This window comes from Luteibacter rhizovicinus DSM 16549, from assembly GCF_001887595.1.
Lineage (GTDB): Bacteria > Pseudomonadota > Gammaproteobacteria > Xanthomonadales > Rhodanobacteraceae > Luteibacter > Luteibacter rhizovicinus.
The window spans coordinates 2,539,104-2,556,151 of the sequence record NZ_CP017480.1 but is presented as its reverse complement, the minus strand read 5'-3'; the positions used below and the strand labels follow the sequence as shown (position 1 = coordinate 2,556,151).

General features: G+C 63.8%; 15 protein-coding genes and 1 pseudogene. 15 read left to right on the top strand and 1 reads right to left on the bottom strand.

Annotation, left to right across the window (positions count from 1 at the left end; genetic code table 11):
• Positions 1-24 precede the first annotated feature (24 nt).
• From BJI69_RS11535 to BJI69_RS11520, 4 genes are read left to right on the top strand one after another with little or no spacing between them, the layout of a single operon-like run.
• The gene (locus BJI69_RS11535) at positions 25-1,167 is read left to right on the top strand and encodes an MlaE family ABC transporter permease (RefSeq protein WP_046968511.1); all 1,143 of its coding nucleotides are present in this window, start codon (positions 25-27) and stop codon (positions 1,165-1,167) included.
• The gene (locus BJI69_RS11530; protein WP_425476882.1) at positions 1,161-1,970 is read left to right on the top strand and encodes an ABC transporter ATP-binding protein; all 810 of its coding nucleotides are present in this window, start codon (positions 1,161-1,163) and stop codon (positions 1,968-1,970) included. The genes BJI69_RS11535 and BJI69_RS11530 overlap by 7 nt, the downstream gene beginning before the upstream one ends.
• Before the next feature lie 4 nt (positions 1,971-1,974).
• Complete coding sequence (locus BJI69_RS11525) at positions 1,975-2,913, top strand: MlaD family protein (RefSeq protein ID WP_046968513.1); 939 nt, start codon at positions 1,975-1,977, stop codon at positions 2,911-2,913.
• Positions 2,910-3,518 carry an ABC-type transport auxiliary lipoprotein family protein gene (locus BJI69_RS11520; RefSeq protein WP_046968514.1) on the top strand — a complete coding sequence of 203 codons (609 nt, stop codon included), beginning with the start codon at positions 2,910-2,912 and terminating at the stop codon, positions 3,516-3,518. Before BJI69_RS11525 ends, BJI69_RS11520 begins: the two co-directional genes overlap by 4 nt.
• A 116-nt stretch (positions 3,519-3,634) precedes the next feature.
• Here BJI69_RS11520 and BJI69_RS11515 read toward each other — a convergent pair whose 3' ends face one another.
• Positions 3,635-5,035: an amidase gene (locus BJI69_RS11515; RefSeq protein WP_046968515.1), complete on the bottom strand. Its 1,401-nt coding sequence runs from the start codon at positions 5,033-5,035 to the stop codon at positions 3,635-3,637.
• A 152-nt stretch (positions 5,036-5,187) separates the two neighbouring features.
• Here BJI69_RS11515 and BJI69_RS11510 point away from each other — a divergent pair, with 152 nt between their 5' ends.
• The 11 genes and pseudogenes from BJI69_RS11510 (at position 5,188) to BJI69_RS11465 (ending at position 17,043) form a co-directional block, all read left to right on the top strand.
• Positions 5,188-6,795 (top strand): electron transfer flavoprotein-ubiquinone oxidoreductase, encoded by a 1,608-nt coding sequence (locus tag BJI69_RS11510; RefSeq protein WP_046968516.1) that lies wholly within the window; start codon positions 5,188-5,190, stop codon positions 6,793-6,795.
• On the top strand, positions 6,795-8,066 hold the full coding sequence (locus tag BJI69_RS11505) for a glycosyltransferase (protein ID WP_052767273.1): 1,272 nt from the start codon (positions 6,795-6,797) through the stop codon (positions 8,064-8,066). The genes BJI69_RS11510 and BJI69_RS11505 overlap by 1 nt, the downstream gene beginning before the upstream one ends.
• Positions 8,063-8,299 carry a hypothetical protein gene (locus tag BJI69_RS11500; protein ID WP_046968517.1) on the top strand — a complete coding sequence of 79 codons (237 nt, stop codon included), beginning with the start codon at positions 8,063-8,065 and terminating at the stop codon, positions 8,297-8,299. The genes BJI69_RS11505 and BJI69_RS11500 overlap by 4 nt, the downstream gene beginning before the upstream one ends.
• Positions 8,300-8,313: 14 nt before the next feature.
• Positions 8,314-8,829 (top strand): annotated as a pseudogene (locus BJI69_RS23155) (glycosyltransferase family protein); the annotation flags it as partial.
• A gap of 102 nt (positions 8,830-8,931) precedes the next feature.
• Positions 8,932-11,106, top strand: a complete 2,175-nt coding sequence (locus BJI69_RS11495; RefSeq protein WP_244890682.1) for a glycosyltransferase family 4 protein — start codon at positions 8,932-8,934, stop codon at positions 11,104-11,106.
• 36 nt (positions 11,107-11,142) lie between these two features.
• Positions 11,143-12,048 (top strand): FkbM family methyltransferase, encoded by a 906-nt coding sequence (locus BJI69_RS11490; RefSeq protein ID WP_046968518.1) that lies wholly within the window; start codon positions 11,143-11,145, stop codon positions 12,046-12,048.
• A gap of 142 nt (positions 12,049-12,190) precedes the next feature.
• Positions 12,191-12,937 carry an electron transfer flavoprotein subunit beta/FixA family protein gene (locus tag BJI69_RS11485; protein WP_046968519.1) on the top strand — a complete coding sequence of 249 codons (747 nt, stop codon included), beginning with the start codon at positions 12,191-12,193 and terminating at the stop codon, positions 12,935-12,937.
• A 22-nt stretch (positions 12,938-12,959) separates the two neighbouring features.
• The gene (locus tag BJI69_RS11480) at positions 12,960-13,901 is read left to right on the top strand and encodes an electron transfer flavoprotein subunit alpha/FixB family protein (RefSeq protein WP_046968520.1); all 942 of its coding nucleotides are present in this window, start codon (positions 12,960-12,962) and stop codon (positions 13,899-13,901) included.
• Positions 13,902-14,045: 144 nt separating this feature from the next.
• On the top strand, positions 14,046-15,149 hold the full coding sequence (gene rfbG, locus BJI69_RS11475) for a CDP-glucose 4,6-dehydratase (protein WP_046968521.1): 1,104 nt from the start codon (positions 14,046-14,048) through the stop codon (positions 15,147-15,149).
• The gene (locus tag BJI69_RS11470; protein WP_071924939.1) at positions 15,146-16,087 is read left to right on the top strand and encodes an NAD-dependent epimerase/dehydratase family protein; all 942 of its coding nucleotides are present in this window, start codon (positions 15,146-15,148) and stop codon (positions 16,085-16,087) included. The genes rfbG and BJI69_RS11470 overlap by 4 nt, the downstream gene beginning before the upstream one ends.
• Positions 16,084-17,043, top strand: coding sequence for a glycosyltransferase family 2 protein (locus BJI69_RS11465; RefSeq protein ID WP_046968523.1), 960 nt, complete (start codon positions 16,084-16,086; stop codon positions 17,041-17,043). Before BJI69_RS11470 ends, BJI69_RS11465 begins: the two co-directional genes overlap by 4 nt.
• Positions 17,044-17,048: the final 5 nt, after the last annotated feature.

Below are 17,048 nucleotides of genomic sequence, written 5' to 3'. Positions count from 1 at the left end.
ATCGGCATCTGCTAGCCTTCGCCCATGACGACCCCATCCCCGCCTGGCTCGGCCACCCTCACCCGCGATGCGGGCGGTGCTCGACTTGCCCTGAGCGGGGACTGGACGCTGGTCCACTACATGGAGTTGCAGGCCCGGGCCAACGCGCTGGCGGGCACGGTGGGCAACGACGTGACGGTGGACATCCACGACTTGGGCGCCATGGACACCTCTGGCGCCTTCGTGATCGCCGAGATGCTCGGCAGCCAGCGCACCCAGACCCTGGCCCAGGACGAGTCGCTGCCACCTGCCCGGCGCGCCCTGCTGAAGACCGTCGGCGATGCGATCGACACGTACTGTAAGGGAGTGAAGCGGCCGAGGGATGCCGGCTTCGTGGTCATGCTCGAGCGCATCGGCACCGCCATGGGCTCGTTCTGGAAACAGACGTTAAAGCTACTGGGCTTCATCGGCATCACCTTGCAGGGCTTCGCCAGCACCACGTTTCGCCCCAGGCACTGGCGAACCACCGCGGTGGTCGCCCAGATCGAACAGACCGGGCTCGACGCCGTGCCGATCCTGGCCCTGCTCTCCTTCATGGTCGGCGCGGTGGTGGCCTTCCTCGGATCCACCGCGCTGGCAAGCTACGGCGCCAGCATCTTTACCGTGGACCTGATCGGCTTCGCCTTCCTCCGTGAATTCGGCGTGTTACTTACCGCCATTCTTCTCGCCGGCCGCACAGCCAGCGCGTTCACCGCCCAGATCGGCTCGATGAAAGCCCGCGAAGAAATCGACGCGATCCGCACCCTCGGCCTGGATCCGATCGAGCTGCTGGTCCTTCCCCGTGTGCTCGCCCTGCTGGTGTCGCTGCCCCTGCTGACCTTCATCGCCATGATCGCCGGCATCGTCGGTGGTGGCGTGGTCTGCCTGGCGGTCCTGAAGATGTCACCCTCGATGTTCCTGTCGATGCTGCAGCAGGACATGTCGCTGACCCAGTTCCTGGTCGGCATGGGCAAGGCGCCGGTGTTCGCCTTCATGATCGGTGTGATTGGTTGCATGGAAGGCTTCAAGGTTTCCGGCAGTGCGCAGTCGGTGGGCGAACACACCACCTCGGCCGTGGTCCAGTCGATCTTCGTGGTTATCCTGCTCGATGCCCTCGCCGCCCTCTTCTATATGGAGATGGGCTGGTGAACGCGCAGACCCAGGCTGTACCGGCGCGTGAAACCGTCATCGAGGTTCGCGGGCTGATCAATCGTTTCGGCTCGCAGACCGTCCATGAAAACCTGGATCTGGACGTTTACCGCGGTGAGATCATCGGCATCGTCGGTGGCTCGGGCACGGGCAAGTCGGTGCTGCTGCGCACGATCATCGGCCTGGTGCGGCCGATCGCGGGCGAGGTACGCGTCTTCGGCGAGAACCTGTTGTCCTTGCCGGCCGAACGTCGTTCACAAGTGGAGCGTCGCTTCGGCGTGTTGTTCCAGAGCGGCGCCTTGTTCTCGTCGCTCACCGTCGCCGAGAACATCGCCCTGCCGCTCATCGAGCATGCGGGACTGCCGCGCATCGATGCGACACGACTGGCCGGCGTGAAGCTCGCGCTCGCCGGCCTGCCCGTCGACGCCGGCCGCAAGTACCCCTCGGAGCTTTCCGGCGGCATGATCAAGCGCGCCGCGCTTGCGCGAGCCCTCGCGCTGGATCCGGAAATCCTATTCCTCGACGAACCGACGGCCGGCCTGGATCCGATCAGCGCCGCTGCCTTCGACAGCCTTCTCGTGACCTTGCGGAACGCGCTCGGCCTCACCGTGTTCCTGGTGACACACGACCTCGATACGCTCTACTCGACCTGCGACCGGGTGGCCGTGCTATCGCAAAAGCGCGTGCTCGCCGCCGCGCCGATCGACGAGGTCGCCCGCACCGACGATCCCTGGGTACAGGCTTATTTCAACGGACCGCGCGGACGCGCGGCCACCTTCGCCGCCCACAAAGGCAAGGACTGACACCATGGAAACGCGCGCGCATCACATCCTGATCGGACTGTTCACCGTCCTCATCGTCATGGCTGGTCTCGGCTTCGGCGTCTGGTTGGCCAAGGCCCACTCGGACCAGGAGTGGAACTACTACGACATTGTCTTCAACGAGGCGGTCACCGGCCTGTCGAAGGGCGGTGCCGTCCAGTACAACGGCATCCGGCTCGGCGACGTCATGCAGCTGCGACTGGACCCGGAAGATCCGCGACGCGTTCTCGCCCGCGTGCGGGTGACCGGCGACACGCCGCTGCGCAAGGACACCCACGCCAAGCTCGCGCTCACCGGCGTGACCGGCGTAGCGATCATCCAGTTGTCCGGCGGCACGCCCGGCGCCCCGCTGCTGGTCGGGCACGACGGCGAAGTGCCGGTGATCATCGCCGACCCCTCGCCGCTCGCCCGCCTGCTCGCCAACGGCGAAGACCTGATCACCAATATCAGCCAGGCGGCTGCGCGAGCCAACGACCTGCTTTCGAAAGAGAACGTGCACCGGATCGAACGCACGCTCGACCACCTCGACCAGACCACCGGCGTGATTGCCGACGAGCGCGAAGACATCCGTACGCTGATCAAGCAGCTGACCACGGCGACGACACAGGCCAACGAGACGCTGGCGGAAAGCCAGAAGCTGGTGCACAACGCCAATGGCCTGATCGAAGGCCAGGGCAAGGCCACCCTGGAAAGCGCGCAGCACGCGATGGCGTCACTCGAACATTCGATGGCCTCGGTGGATCGCCTGATCAACGACAACAGCGATGCGCTGAACGGCGGTGCGGCCAGCCTGGGTGAACTGGCCCCGGCCTTGCGCGAACTACGCGACACCCTGACCTCGCTACGTTCGATCACCCGTCGCCTCGACGAGAATCCCAGCGGCTACCTGTTCGGCCGTGAAAAGACCAAGGAGTTCACCCCATGATGCGTGCCCGCCTCGCCGCTCCGCTGCTCCTCGCGCTGGTGTCGGCATGCTCGATCCTGCCCAGGGCCGAAACGCCGAAGATCTACACCCTGCCCGCCGCACCCGGGGCGCGACCCGCTGCCGCCGTACCAGTGACTTGGGCCTTGCGCGTCGCCGCACCCAGCGCGCCTCGCTCACTGGATAACGTGCGCATTGCCGTGGTCCCGGATTCGAACCAGATCACCGTGTATGCGGGCGCCCGGTGGAACGACAACACGACCAAGCTCTTCCGCGATCGCCTGGCGGATGCGTTCCGCGACAGCGGCCGGATCGCCGCGCTGAGCACGGACGAGAACAACCTCGGCGCGGACTTCGAGCTGGGCGGCAGTCTCGCCGCGTTCCAGACCGAGTACGTCTCGGGCAAGCCCGAGGTGGTGATTCGCTACGACGCCGTGCTCGCCTCGACACGCAAGCACCAGATCGTAGGCAGCCGTCGTTTCGAGGTGCACGAGCCGGTGGAAGGCAAGGACGTGCCGCAAGTCGTCGATGCGTTCGGACGGGCGATGGATAAGGTGTCGCGCGAGGTCGTGGGGTGGACGTTGGAGGCGGGTAACGCGCCTCGGTAATCAGGGCCCGCGAACGTCGGAGCCGCGTGACATGTGGGAGCCGCTTCAGCGGCGATGCCTTTGGCCTCGCAAGAGCATCGCCGCTGAAGCGGCTCCCACATCAGATGCCCATGTGCCTAGACGGGCTCGACGGGATACGCCGGCTCGGCATCCAGCGACGACGCACATACCGCCGCCAGCTCCAGCAGTCGCAGGTCCGAACCACGCGCACCGACCAGTTGCATCCCGATCGGCATTCCGTTCGGTAACGTACCCATCGGAATGCTGACCGCCGGACATCCCGCCAGGCTGGCGAAGCTGCACAGGTCCGCCTGCGAGGCGGGAACCGGCCCGTCCAACGGGAAAGCACCCTGCGAGGTCGTCGGCATCACCAACACGTCGACCTGGGCGAACAGGCGACGCATCTTCAGCGTGGCGTCGTCGAGCACACGGTCTGCGGCGACATAGTCGGCCGCCGACTTGCCCGCGGCGAAATCGACCATCTTCCGGAAGCCCGGCGACACCGGGTACGCCTCATCGGCCAACTCGTCCGCGAACGTGTTGAGCATTTCGGCCTCCATCAGCAACAGGCCGGCACGGCGTGTCCTGGCGAAGTCCCAATCGGAAAAATCCACCAGACGCCGTTCGCCCAGTTCACCGTTGAGCTTGCTCAGCGCGTCCTCGAATACATCGATGACATCGCGCTCCACGCCCACAGCGGCAAGGTCTGGCAGGAAACCCGCGCGCAGGTTGCCCGGCTCCCAATCCGGCGGCGAGAACGCCACGCGGCGACGGCGCGAGCGCGCGTCATCGGCGTCATAGCCCGCCAGCGTCTGCAGAAGGACGGTGAGGTCGTCGACGCCACGCGCGAGCAGGCCGACCGCGTCCAGGCGGCGCGCCGCCGGTACCAGGCCCCGGGCCGAGATTTCGCCGTGCGTCGGTTTCAGCGCATACACGCCGCAATAGCTTGCCGGAACGCGGACCGAACCCAGGGTGTCTGAGCCGATCGCCGCGACGGCCATGCCCGACGCGACGGCAGCCGCCGCGCCACCGGACGAACCGCCGGCGGTAAAGCCCAGTCGATGCGGATTGTGCGTTGCGCCATGAAACGGATTGTTGGTGGTGAGCCCGAGCGCACCTTCGTCCATGTTGGTCTTGCCCAGCAGCACGGCGCCTGAGGCGCGCAGGCGTGCGACCAAGTGTGCGTCGTCGTCGGGGATCACGCTGCGCCGCCGCATACCGGCACGCGTCGGCACGCCGGCGACGTCGAAGTTGTCCTTGATGGCGATGGGGATGCCATCGAGACGACCGATAACGCCGTCGCGGCGGCGCCGATCGGCAGCGAGCGCCTGCTCCTGGATGAGCGGAGCGCTGAAGTCCACGAAGGCGTTGAGCCGTGGATTCAAGCGTTCGATCGCATTTTGGTAAGCATCCGAAAGGGCCTGGGGCTGGACCCTCCCGATCGCCAGCCAATGCAGGATCTGCAGCAGCGTGGCGCGGCGCATGTCGGTGTCGGCCACCGGCGGCATCGTATTCATGAACTCTCCTTGCGCATGGGTCCGATTATGAACGCGCAATGTGAAGGACATGCAACCCAGCCTGTTTGAAACGACGACATTGCCCGCGCGAGGGGGAAGCCGGACAATGCCGGGTTGATCCCCGAAGCCAGCCAAGATTGAGTGAGCCAGCCATGAGCGAACGCGAAACCATGGAATACGACCTCGTCGTCGTCGGGGCCGGCCCCGCCGGCCTGGCGTTCGCGATGCGTACGAAACAGCTCAATCCGGAGGTCACGGTCTGCGTGATCGAGAAGGCGTCGACCATCGGCGCACAGATCCTGTCCGGCGCCGTCATCGAGACCGCGCCGCTGGATCGCCTGCTGCCTGAGTGGCGCAACAGTCCCCCACCGATCTGCGTGCCGGTGACCAAGGACGAGTTCTGGCTGCTGCGCGATCACGCGACGGGCATCAAGGCGCCTGTGGCGCCGCCGCAGATGAACAACCACGGCAACGTGATCGTCAGCCTCGGCGCCCTGTGCGCCTGGCTTGCGCCGCAGGCCGAGGCCCTGGGCGTGGACGTGTTCCCGGGCTATGCCGCGGCCGAAGCCCTGTTCGACGAGGCCGGCGCGGTAAACGGCGTACGCATCGGCGACATGGGCGTGGCGCGCGACGGCACGCACAAGCCCGGCTATACCGAAGGCATCGATATCCGCGCCAAAGTCACCGTACTCGCCGAAGGCTGCCGCGGTCACATCAGCAAGTCGCTGATCAAGCACTTCGACCTGGACAAGGACAGCGATCCGCAGACCTATGGCATCGGCATCAAGGAGTTGTGGCAGCTACCGCCGGGTCGCGGCGAAGCCGGCAAGGTCGTGCACACGGCTGGCTGGCCGCTGGCCAACGACACCTACGGCGGCAGCTTCCTCTATCACCTGGACAAGGATCGGGTGGCGATCGGCTTCGTGGTCGGCCTCGACTATCCGGACCCGACGTTCTCGCCGTTCGAGGCGTTCCAGCAGTTCAAGCACCATCCGAACGTCAAGGGACTGCTCGAAGGCGGCACCATCCTCTCGGCGGGCGCGCGCGCCATCATCGAAGGCGGCTTCCAGTCGCTGCCGAAGGTGGACATGCCCGGTGCGATCCTGATCGGCGATTCCGCCGGCCTGGTCAACGTGCCGAAGATCAAGGGCACCCACCAGGCCATCGCCTCGGGCATGCTTGCCGCGGAACACCTCGTTGCCAGCGCGCTGGATCCCGCCGGCTGGGATGCGAAGCTGCGTGCCTCGGCCGTGATGAGCGAGCTGAAGAAAGTGCGCAACATCCGCCCTGGATTCAACAGGGGCCTGTGGTTCGGCTTGATCAACGCCGCGTGGGAAACGGTCACCGGCGGCCGCTCGCCGTGGACGATGAAGAACCATGCGGACTGGTCGTCACTGGACAAGCTGGGGCAGTACGAGGCACCCACCAAGGATTACGTGGACCGGACGCTTGCGCCGCGCGATCGCCTGGCCAGCGTGTACTTCGCCGCCACCGAACACGATGAAGACCAGCCGGTGCACCTGAAGGTGGCCGACACGTCGATCTGCATCGATCGTTGCACCACCGAATATGGCAATCCCTGCGAGAAGTTCTGTCCCGCTGGCGTGTACGAAATCGTCCAGGATGACGCTGGGAAGCGCCTCCAGATCAATTCGGCGAACTGCGTGCATTGCAAGACGTGTGACATCAAGGATCCCTACCAGATCATCACCTGGGTGACGCCGGAAGGCGGCTCTGGTCCGAACTACCAGAACCTTTGATGGATATTGGCTGGAAGCTGCGCCGTATCGGGCACCTGGTACGACGACTGAAGGGCAGCATTGCCATTCGCGGGTGGCGCGGAACGTTTAGACGGGCCATGCGCGATCGCGCCGTCGCATCCGTCATCGCTCACGATGGAGTCGCAACGGGCGTCCTGCGTGCCCCTGCCGATGGCAAGCAGCACCGCAGGATCCTCGTCGTCGAGACCATGACGCCCGATCCGACCCGCGATTCCGGCTCGATGCGCCTGTGCCAGATCTTCGCGCTGCTCAATGCCGACGGCTGGCATGTCGACTTCATCGCGGATGATGACGATGCGACGGCGCAGGACGTGGTGCGACTGGCGGCACTTGGCGTGCAGGTGCACCGTGGCGGTCCCGCCTCGTGGATGCGCGAGCATGGCCCCACGCTGGACGCGATCATGCTCTGTCGCCTGCCGGTGGCCGACCAGTACCTCGCCCTCGCCCGTCGCCTCGCGCCGCGGGCACGGATCGTCTTCGATACCGTGGATCTGCACTACATACGCGAAGAGCGCGCCGCCACGCTGACATTGAGCGCCTCGCTCGCCCGGCAGGCTGCCAGGTCCCGTCGACGTGAGCTGGCGATGGTCGAGCGCGCCGATGTCACGCTCGTCGTCAGCGGGGACGAACGCGACATTCTCACCGCCGAAACGCCGCGCTCGCGCGTGGAGCTGGTGAGCAATATCCATGATGTCGCCGGCCGGTCGGAGCCGTTTGCTACGCGCAGTGGACTGCTTTTCGTCGGTGGTTTCGGGCATCCACCGAACGAGGATGCGGTTCGCTGGTTCGCCACGCATGTGCTGCCCAGGGTGCGCGAGCGCGATCCTTCCATTGTCTTTCACGTGGTCGGCGATATCGACGACGCCACGCGCCGCGCCATTGAACGCGAAGGCATGGTGGTCCACGGCCGTGTCGAAGACCTCGCTCCCCTGCTTGCCAGCATGCGGATTTCCGTGGCACCCCTGCGTTTCGGGGCAGGCGTGAAAGGCAAGGTAAACCAAGCCATGAGCCATGGTCTGCCCGTGGTCGTCACCACGCTGGCTGCGGAGGGCATGTATCTGGAGAATGGCGTGGATGCGCTGATCCAGGATGACGCGACAACCATGGCTGATGCCGTCGATCGCCTTTACCACGATGAGGCCCTCTGGCTGCAGCTGTCCGATGCCGGCCTGGAAAACGTCCGTCGCCACTTTTCTATCGAGCGTGCGCGCGAGGTTTTGCGTCGGGCGCTGGACGAGCCGCTCGCATGAGTCGCTTCTTTCGCCCCGCGCTGCGCTCGCTTCTTCGTTTTCTCGGGCGATATCCGGCTCTGAAGCGATTCCTCGTCAACGTGATTTACCGCTTTCCCACCCTCGACGGCAAGCTGCGCACGGTAGCCCACCGCGTCATCCATCCCGAAGCCGTGCTCGACGTAGATGCCAGGCGCCTGCCTGAATCGAGCCGCCGTGCTTACGACAGAATGCGCGGAGATACTCGTCGGTGAAGATCGTGATTGACATGCAGGGAGCGCAGACGGACAGCCGGCATCGTGGCATTGGTCGCTATTGCCTGGCCGTCACCCGAGCCTTCCTCGAACTCGGACACCCGTCTCATGACACGAGCCTGGTGTTCAACGCCGCGCTCGATGGCATCGACGAGGCCGTCGAGACGCTGGCCGAAACCGGCAAGGGCGTTCGCCGCCGTGCCATCGGCCCCATTCGCAACACGTCCTCGGACAATCACATCAACGACACGCGTCGTGAAGCCGCCGAACGCGTCTTCACCCATGCGCTCGACGTCGGGAGCCCAGATGTCGTCTGGTTGAGCAGTGTCGTGGAGGGTTTTGCCGACGACGCGCTCGTCCCATACACGACACCCGATGCCTTTACGGTAGCCACGCTGTACGACCTGATTCCACTTCACGACCCCGAGTACCTGGGTCATGCCCGATCACGTGACTGGTACATGCGCAGGATCGAGGTCCTGAAGCATTGCGACCTGCTCCTGGCCATTTCCGAGTGGGTTCGCGCCGACGCCATCGAACGACTCGGTATTGATCCGGAGCGCATCGTTGCGATCGGCGCAGGCGTGGAGGCGTGTTTTGCTCCGCCCGTCCCGGGCATCGACCACGCGACCGTGCTGCGCGAGCGCTTCGGGATCACCCGCTCCTTCGTGATGTACAACGGCGGATTCGATAAGCGAAAGAACGTCATCGCGCTGGTCGAAGCCTATGCGGCACTTCCCGCCACACTGCGTTCGACACACGTTCTCGTCGTCGTGGGACGCATCAGCCCGGTTGTCGGCGAACGTCTCGCCGAAGCGATGGCGATCTCGCACCTGAGGCCGGACGAAGTAATCTTTACCGGGTTTGTCAGTGACGCGGACCTGGTCCGGCTTTATCAGACTTGCGCACTGTTCGTGTTTCCGTCCGAACGCGAAGGCTTCGGCCTGGCGCCACTGGAAGCGATGGCTTGCGGCGCACCGGCTATCGTCAACGACGCAACCAGTTTGCCGGAAGTCGTGGGCGACCCGGAAGCCCTTTTCGACGCGGATGAACCAGGCGCCATGACGGCACGCATGGAAGCCGTGCTCACCCATCCAGAGATCGCGGAAGGCCTCCGCCGCAGCGGCCTGGCGCGGGCTTCACACTTCAGTTGGCAAGCGGTGGCAGAGCGCGCCATGGCTGCTATCGAATCTCGAACGACCGTGCCTGGGCCCCGGCCTCGGCTCCTTGCCGATGAACCTCCTCTCGAACTGCCGCTGTATCGCATCGATGCCACGAATGTCGGTGCCACGCTGCCAACACTGCGCCAGTGGCCCGGTACCGTCCTTTGGTCAGGTCCGCTGCCCACGGAGGGCCCCCAGCTCGCTGGCGATCGCTACCGGCTGGGCGGCTACGCCGGGCTCGCCAGCCGCTGGAATTCTGAAGACTGGATCGCCTTGATCGATCAGGACGCCATTGGCGTCTTGCATGACGACGTGCCAAAGGGCACCGCGTTACGGACCCAACTTCAACGCCTTCACCGCGTCCATCCGCTGGCCCGCCAGCGCATGGTTGAAGAACGTATCGCCCCCTCGATAGCTCCTGCACTTTCGGATGACGACCTGGCATGTGTGGCAGATGCCCTGAGCCGCGCGACGCCGGGCAGGCATGCTCGCTGGCTGGTCGACGTCACCCATATCGCCTCGAACGATCTGGGAACAGGCGTGCATCGTGTGGTGCGATCGATTCTTCGTGAATGGTTGCGCGATCCGCCGGAAGGCGTCCGGATTGAACCCATCGCGTTTCGGGAAGGCCGATACCACCACGCGCACGCCTACGCGTGCCAACTCCTCGGCGTCGACATGGAGGGCGAGCTTCCCGATGACCTCGTTGCCATCACCGGCAACGAGGTTTACGTCGGGCTGGACTGGGCCATGGAAAGCCTGCCTTCAAGCGGTCCCTTGCTACGAACCTGGCGGCGCGCCGGCGTACCGATGCATTTCGTGGTTTACGACTTGTTGCCGCTTACGATGCCGGAGGCATTTCATGCGCAGTCACGGGAGCGCTTTGCCACCTGGATGACGATGATCGCCGATCTCGGAGACGTCCTGCATTGCATCTCCCGCACGACGGCGACCGATGTGGCGACCTGGCTAGCCACCCGCTCATCCGGACGGGTACCCGCGATTGCCAGCTTTGAGCTCGGTGCCGAATCGGATGGAGAACGCCGACACGGCACGCTCGACCCGGTCCTGGAGCAGGCGATGGCCGCCAGCCCATCACTTCTCATGGTCGGCACCGTCGAGCCGCGCAAGGGGCATGAACAAGTCCTCGAGGCGGTAGAGCTCCTTTGGGAGTCCGGTGCGCACCTCTGCCTGGTCATCGTCGGTCATCAGGGCTGGCTCGTGAAAGATCTCGTCAACCGCCTCCAGCAGCACCGCGAGAACGGCAAGCGCCTCTTCTGGCTCGCCGATGCCGACGACGAGACATTGGAAGCGGTGTACCGGCAATCGACCGCGCTCGTCGCCGCCTCACGCGGTGAGGGCTATGGCCTGCCCCTGATCGAAGCGGCCCAACGAGGCAAGCCGGTCATCGCAAGATCCCTCCCCGTTTTCCGGGAAGTGGCGGGCGACTATCCCTCGTACTTCAATACCGATTCCGCCGAGGGTCTGGCGACGCATTTCGCGCGCTGGCTGGTCGATCGGCCGCGCCCGGGGAACCACCCCGTCTGGCGCTCGTGGAAGGAGAGCGCTGCGTCGTTGCGACAGGCCGTGGAAGTGAACAGCACGCAATCGGCACGACATCGGGGCACAATCAACACTGCGTGATTGCCCGCGAGGCAGCACAACAAGGGGTGGGTATCGATGTGCGTGCTTGCAGACCTCAAACGCATTGCTAGCCACCTCGTGCGGGGCGAATCGCAAGGCCGGACCGTAAAACGAACCGGCAACGACAACCTGTCCGCGTCGCGCCTGCCCAGGGCGGCAACTATCGATATTGCCGGACAGGCCTACCTCATCCATTCGGACGACGACTACCTCAAGGCCGTGGGCGCGACGTTCGAACCGGATACGATCGCGCTGTTCCGCCATTTCTCTCGCGACACAGTCCTCGACATCGGGGCCAACGTCGGCCTCACCGCGCTCGCGCTCTCCCGGATGGCCAACCGCGTGCACGCCTTCGAGCCATCGCCGACGACATTCGCCTTCCTTCGCGAAAACACTTCCAGCAACGCTGCCATCGTGCTCCACAACGTAGGCCTGGGCGACCATTCTGGCGAATTCGAACTGACTTTCTCACCATCGAGCCGAGCCGGAGGTTTCGTTTCGGGTGGGACGCCGGTTTCGGGCGGGCACGTCACCGAGAAGATCGATGTGAGGCGCCTGGACGATCTCGCTGCGGAGCTGGATCTCGACGCGCTTGCCTTCGTAAAAATCGATGTCGAAGGCTTCGAGGGAGGAGTGCTTCGCGGCGGCCTGAACACGATCATGCGATTCAAGCCGGTCGTCGCACTTGAACTGAACCACTGGTGCCTGAACGCCTTCCAGCGTACGTCGGTTCCCGATTTTCTGGACTTCCTGCGTGGCGTGTTCCCCATCCTCTATGCGGTCGAGGGTTCGACCTATCTCGATCTTCATGATCCGCAGGAAAACTACATCGTTATGTACCACCATATCCTGCACATGAAGTACGTCACCTTGGTGGGCGCGTTTTCCGCCGACCAGGTCACATCGTTTCGCGCCGGCATGCACCATCGCGCCACCGGCTGAGACCACGACCAGCCGCCGGGCCGTCGCCGCAAAGGCGGTATTGCGACGCACGATGCCGCATGCCGCCATCGCGTTATAATACGGGGTCAATTTGTCCAATCGTCCCCGGGCCCTGGCCCGAACGTCTGCCAAAGGCCCCTAAATGAAGATTCTGGTCGGTTACAAGCGCGTCGTGGACTACAACGTCCGCATCCAGGTGAAGCCTGATGGCACCGGCGTCGTCACGGACGGCGTGAAGCTCTCCGCCAACCCGTTCGACGATATCGCCCTCGAAGAGGCCCTGCGCCTGCGCGAGAAGGGCGTGGCCGAGGAAGTCATCGTGGTCGGCATCGGCCCGGCCGACCTCACCGCTCACCTTCGCAACGGCCTGGCCATGGGCGCCAACCGCGCCATCCACGTCCAGACCGCCGAGGCCGTGTCGCCGCTGACAGCCGCCCGGACCTTTCTCAAGCTGATTGAGAAGGAGCAGCCCGGCCTGGTGATCCTGGGCAAGCAGGCCATCGATGACGATGCCAACCAGACCGGCCAGATGCTCGCGGCTCTCTGGGATCGCCCGCAGGCCACCTTCGCCAGCAAGGTCGAGATCGCCGACGGCAAGGCCACGGTGACCCGCGAGGTCGACGCCGGCCTCGAAACCATCGAAACCGACCTCCCGGCCGTGATCACCACGGACCTGCGCCTCAATGAGCCGCGCTTCATCAAGCTGCCGGACATCATGAAGGCCAAGGCCAAGCCGATCGACGTGATCGAGTTGGGCTCGCTCGGCATCGATGCCGCCGACCACATCAAGACCACGCATTACGCCGCCCCGGCCAAGCGCAGCAAGGGCGTGATGGTCAAGGACGCCGCCGAGCTCGTCGCGGCCCTCAAGCAGAAGGGCCTGCTGTAAAGCAGCCGACCGGAGAATCGACATGTCCAAGATCCTCGTTATCGCCGAACACCTCGACGGCAAGCTCAATGGCGCCACGGCCCGCGCCGTCAGCGCCGCCGTTGCTGCCAAGCCGGAATCCATCGACGTCATCGTGCTGTCGGACGCGCCTGAAGCGGTTGCCGCCGCGGCTGCGAAGATCGATGGCGTCAGCAAGGTGCTGACAATCGCTCGTGCCGAAAATGCGCATGCCCTGGCCGCGATCCTCGCCCCGCAGATCGCCAAGGCGGCCGCCGGCTACTCGCACGTATTTGCCCCTTCGACCACGTTCGGCAAAGACCTCGCCCCGCGCGTGGCCGCCCTGCTCGGCGTGTCGCAGGTGAGCGACGTGATGAGCGTGGAAGGCGCGCACAGCTTCAAGCGCCCGATCTATGCAGGTAACGCCATCGTGACCGTCGAAGTCGACGCCGCCTCCACGGTCGTCGCCACGATCCGTACGGCGTCCTGGCCGGCAGCGGCTTCGAATGGCAACGCGCCGATCGAGGCACTGACCGTCGATGCCACCCTGCCCTCGCACACGCGCTTCGTGAACCTGCAGCAGGGCAAGAGCGACCGCCCGGACCTGCAGGGTGCCGCCAGGGTCGTCAGCGGGGGCCGTGGCGTGGGCTCGAAGGAAAACTTCGAGATCATTTACAAGTTCGCCGACAAGATCGGTGCGGGAGTAGGTGCTTCGCGCGCCGCTGTCGATGCCGGCTATTGCCCGAACGAAATGCAGGTCGGCCAGACCGGCAAGATCATTGCGCCGGAGCTTTACATGGCCATCGGTATCTCGGGTGCGATCCAGCATCTGACGGGTATCAAGGACGCCGGCACCATCGTTGCCATCAACAAGGACGGCGAGGCACCGATCTTCGAGATTGCCGACATCGGCCTGGTGGGGGATCTCTTCAAGATCCTCCCGGAGCTCGAAGCCGCCATTAGCTGATACAAGCAGGAAGGGACGTCGCCGCAGGGGAATTCGCGAGACGTCTGCGCATGTCGGCTGGACCGAACTTACGACGCCATTGACGCTTCGGGGCGAGAGAGTCGCCCCGGATTCACGACCGGCCTGACAGGGATACTTGCAACAATGCAACACACCGAACTTCTGGCCTTCGAAACGGCCTTGCGTGGCAAGCGGGTATTTCTGACCGGCCATACAGGCTTCACAGGCAGCTGGGCTTCCGCTTGGCTGGCGCAAATCGGAGCTGATGTATGCGGCTTCTCACTCGCGCCGGAAACATCACCGAGCCTGTGGAACGAACTCGCGCTGGAAGGTCGCATGCGTTCCACCATCGGGGACATCTGTGATCGCGACGCCCTGAACGAGGCCATGTGGGCCTTTGCACCACAGGTTGTGCTTCACCTGGCTGCCCAACCCCTCGTGCGCCGAAGCTACCGCGAGCCCTTCGAGACATTCAATACGAACGTCATGGGAACGCTCAACGTGCTCGAAGCTGCCCGACACGTTCCGGGTCTCGAAGCCATTGTATGCGTGACGACGGACAAGGTTTACGAGAACAAGGAGTGGCCCTGGCCCTACCGCGAGAACGATCCTCTGGGTGGAAAGGATCCGTATAGCGCGTCGAAATCGGCAGCGGAAATGGTCATCCAGAGCTATCAATACGCGTTCCAGCGCGTCGATGGCAGTGCCCTCCCCATCGCGACGGCCCGTGGTGGCAACATCATTGGTGGAGGAGACTGGTCGGAGGACAGGCTCGTTCCCGATTTCGTGCGCGCCGTCACGAGCGGATCTTCACTCACACTGCGTTATCCGGATGCAACGCGCCCTTGGCAGCACGTCCTCGCCCTTGTCCAGGGCTACCTGATGCTGGCTGCGAGCCTCATTGAAAATCCCCAAGCCGCGGCCCGCAGCTGGAACCTCGGGCCCGCTGACGGGCGTGCACTGACTGTACGCACGGTGCTCGAGAGCCTCTCAGGCACCTGGACCCGGCCGAATCTCGAATACCTCGACAACCCCGCGAAAGAAGCTCAGTTGCTGGCCCTTGATAGCACCCTTGCACGTGATGTGCTTGGTTGGAGTCCAGCGTGGGAGGTCGAGGAAACGATCGAGCGCACGGCTGCCTGGTATCGCGATTTCTACCTCGGCGAACAGGGAGCCCCCGCAATCACAGCCGCCCAGATAGGGGCCTGGCGAAAGACCCTGCTCGATCGCGAGAACCAGGTCGCATGACTCGCATCCTGCTCACCGGCGGATCCGGGTTCATCGGCAACAGACTCCTTGCTCATCTGGCAGCCGCGAACATCGACGTCCTCTCTGTCGGCCGCGGCGCATTGCGCGGAAGCTCTGCGGGTACCGTCGATCATCGTGTCGTATCGCGGCTGGATACAGAGCAAATGCGGTCTGCCATCGGGTCTACACAGATCGACGCAGTCGTGCATCTCGCTGCTGCCGGCGTGAATCCAGCAGACCGCGATCTTGGCAATCTCCGCCGGATCAACGGGCAACTCCCGGCCGAGATTGCCGAGATGGCCTACGCGCTTGGGGCGCGGGGCTTTGTGATGACCGGGACTAATTCGGAATACGCCCGTTTCAAAGGTGAATGCATTTCAGAAGACGCTCCTCTCGAAGCCACGAAGGTGTACGGAGCCACGAAGGCAGCAGGTGCACTCATGGCACTCGCCACCGGACTGGCGTTAGGATTGCCTAGCGTCAACCTACGTCTCTTCAACGTTTTTGGCCCAGGGGAAGCGCCGCACCGCCTCCTCCCAGCCTTGCGCGAATCGCTTCTCAGAGGCGAAGACGTTCCGCTTTCCGAAGGCCTCCAGATCCGCGATTTCATCCATGTCGACGACGTTTGCGGGGCGATTCTGGCTACCCTTTCCGGACTGATCGAAGGCAGACTTCCAACCGGTCACTACAACGTATGTACCGGCGAAGGAACGAGTGTGCGGACGTTCGCGCTGGAAGTAGCGGATGCCATGAACGCTGATCCTTCGCTTCTTCGTTTTGGAGCCTTGCCGTTGCGACCGGACGATCAGCCCAGGGTCGTGGGAAATCCATCTGCGATCGAAACACATACAGGCTGGCGTCGACGGTTAACCGTGGCCCAAGGCATCGCCGAAACCCTTTCCGATCTATCCAAAGTCAAAAGCGCTGGAACGCCATGACCTCACTACCGCTGATCTCGATAGCCATTCCGGTTTACAACGAGGAAGGAAACATCGCAGCGCTGTATCAACGGCTGGATGCACTTGCCACCACGATGGCCAACGAATGCCGCCTTGAATTTGTATTCAGCGATAACAGCTCGACCGATACCACGTGGAGCATGCTGGAGGCGTTGGCGGCAAAAGATGAGCGCGTTCGTGCCATTCGTTTCTCGAAGAACTTCGGCTTCCAACGTTCCATCATGGCGAACTACCTGCACACTCGCGGCGATGCTGTGCTTCAAATCGACGCAGACCTGCAAGATCCGCCCGAGCTTCTGAAAGACTTCCTGGCTCTTTGGCGGCAGGGATATCACGTCGTTTACGGCGTGCGCCGATCGCGTCCGGAGGGCAAGTTCATTCATTCGTTCCGAAAAATCGGGTACTGGGTCATTGATCGCATCAGTGAACATCCTATCCCCCGGAACGCCGGCGACTTCCGGCTTGTCGATCGAAAGGTCATCGATGCGCTTGAGAAGCAACGCTCGGCAGAGCCCTACCTCCGCGGTCTCATTGCTGGCATGGGTTTTCGGCAGATTGGCGTGACATATGACCGATCCGCACGTGTTGCCGGCTCAAGCAAGTTCGGCGTCGCGCAGTTGATCCGCCTCGGCCTTACCGGCGTATTCAATCATTCCCTGGTGCCGCTCCGTCTGGCGACGGTTGCAGGCATCGTGATTCTCTCTCTGTCCGCCCTCGGCACCGTGTATTACCTCGTGCTGAAATTGCTTTTCCCGGACTTCCCGCGAGGCCTGGCAAGCTTGCACATCCTCATCCTTTTCGGTATCGGCTTTCAGTCGCTACTGCTCGGGATCCTGGGTGAATATCTGCTACGCATTTATCGGATTCTCCGCAAAGAACCCATCGCCATCATCCAGGATTCGTTGAACCTGGATTCCAACGACATCAAACTTTGAGTAGC

Excerpts from the sequence above, each read along its gene's own strand:
- BJI69_RS11535 (WP_046968511.1), top strand. The coding sequence starts at position 25 with ATGACGACCCCATCCCCGCCTGGCTCGGCCACCCTCACCCGCGATGCG.
- BJI69_RS11525 (WP_046968513.1), top strand. The coding sequence starts at position 1,975 with ATGGAAACGCGCGCGCATCACATCCTGATCGGACTGTTCACCGTCCTC.
- BJI69_RS11520 (WP_046968514.1), top strand. The coding sequence starts at position 2,910 with ATGATGCGTGCCCGCCTCGCCGCTCCGCTGCTCCTCGCGCTGGTGTCG.
- BJI69_RS11515 (WP_046968515.1), bottom strand. The coding sequence starts at position 5,035 with ATGAATACGATGCCGCCGGTGGCCGACACCGACATGCGCCGCGCCACG.
- BJI69_RS11510 (WP_046968516.1), top strand. The coding sequence starts at position 5,188 with ATGAGCGAACGCGAAACCATGGAATACGACCTCGTCGTCGTCGGGGCC.
- BJI69_RS11505 (WP_052767273.1), top strand. The coding sequence starts at position 6,795 with ATGGATATTGGCTGGAAGCTGCGCCGTATCGGGCACCTGGTACGACGA.
- BJI69_RS11500 (WP_046968517.1), top strand. The coding sequence starts at position 8,063 with ATGAGTCGCTTCTTTCGCCCCGCGCTGCGCTCGCTTCTTCGTTTTCTC.
- BJI69_RS11490 (WP_046968518.1), top strand. The coding sequence starts at position 11,143 with ATGTGCGTGCTTGCAGACCTCAAACGCATTGCTAGCCACCTCGTGCGG.
- BJI69_RS11485 (WP_046968519.1), top strand. The coding sequence starts at position 12,191 with ATGAAGATTCTGGTCGGTTACAAGCGCGTCGTGGACTACAACGTCCGC.
- BJI69_RS11480 (WP_046968520.1), top strand. The coding sequence starts at position 12,960 with ATGTCCAAGATCCTCGTTATCGCCGAACACCTCGACGGCAAGCTCAAT.
- rfbG (WP_046968521.1), top strand. The coding sequence starts at position 14,046 with ATGCAACACACCGAACTTCTGGCCTTCGAAACGGCCTTGCGTGGCAAG.
- BJI69_RS11470 (WP_071924939.1), top strand. The coding sequence starts at position 15,146 with ATGACTCGCATCCTGCTCACCGGCGGATCCGGGTTCATCGGCAACAGA.
- BJI69_RS11465 (WP_046968523.1), top strand. The coding sequence starts at position 16,084 with ATGACCTCACTACCGCTGATCTCGATAGCCATTCCGGTTTACAACGAG.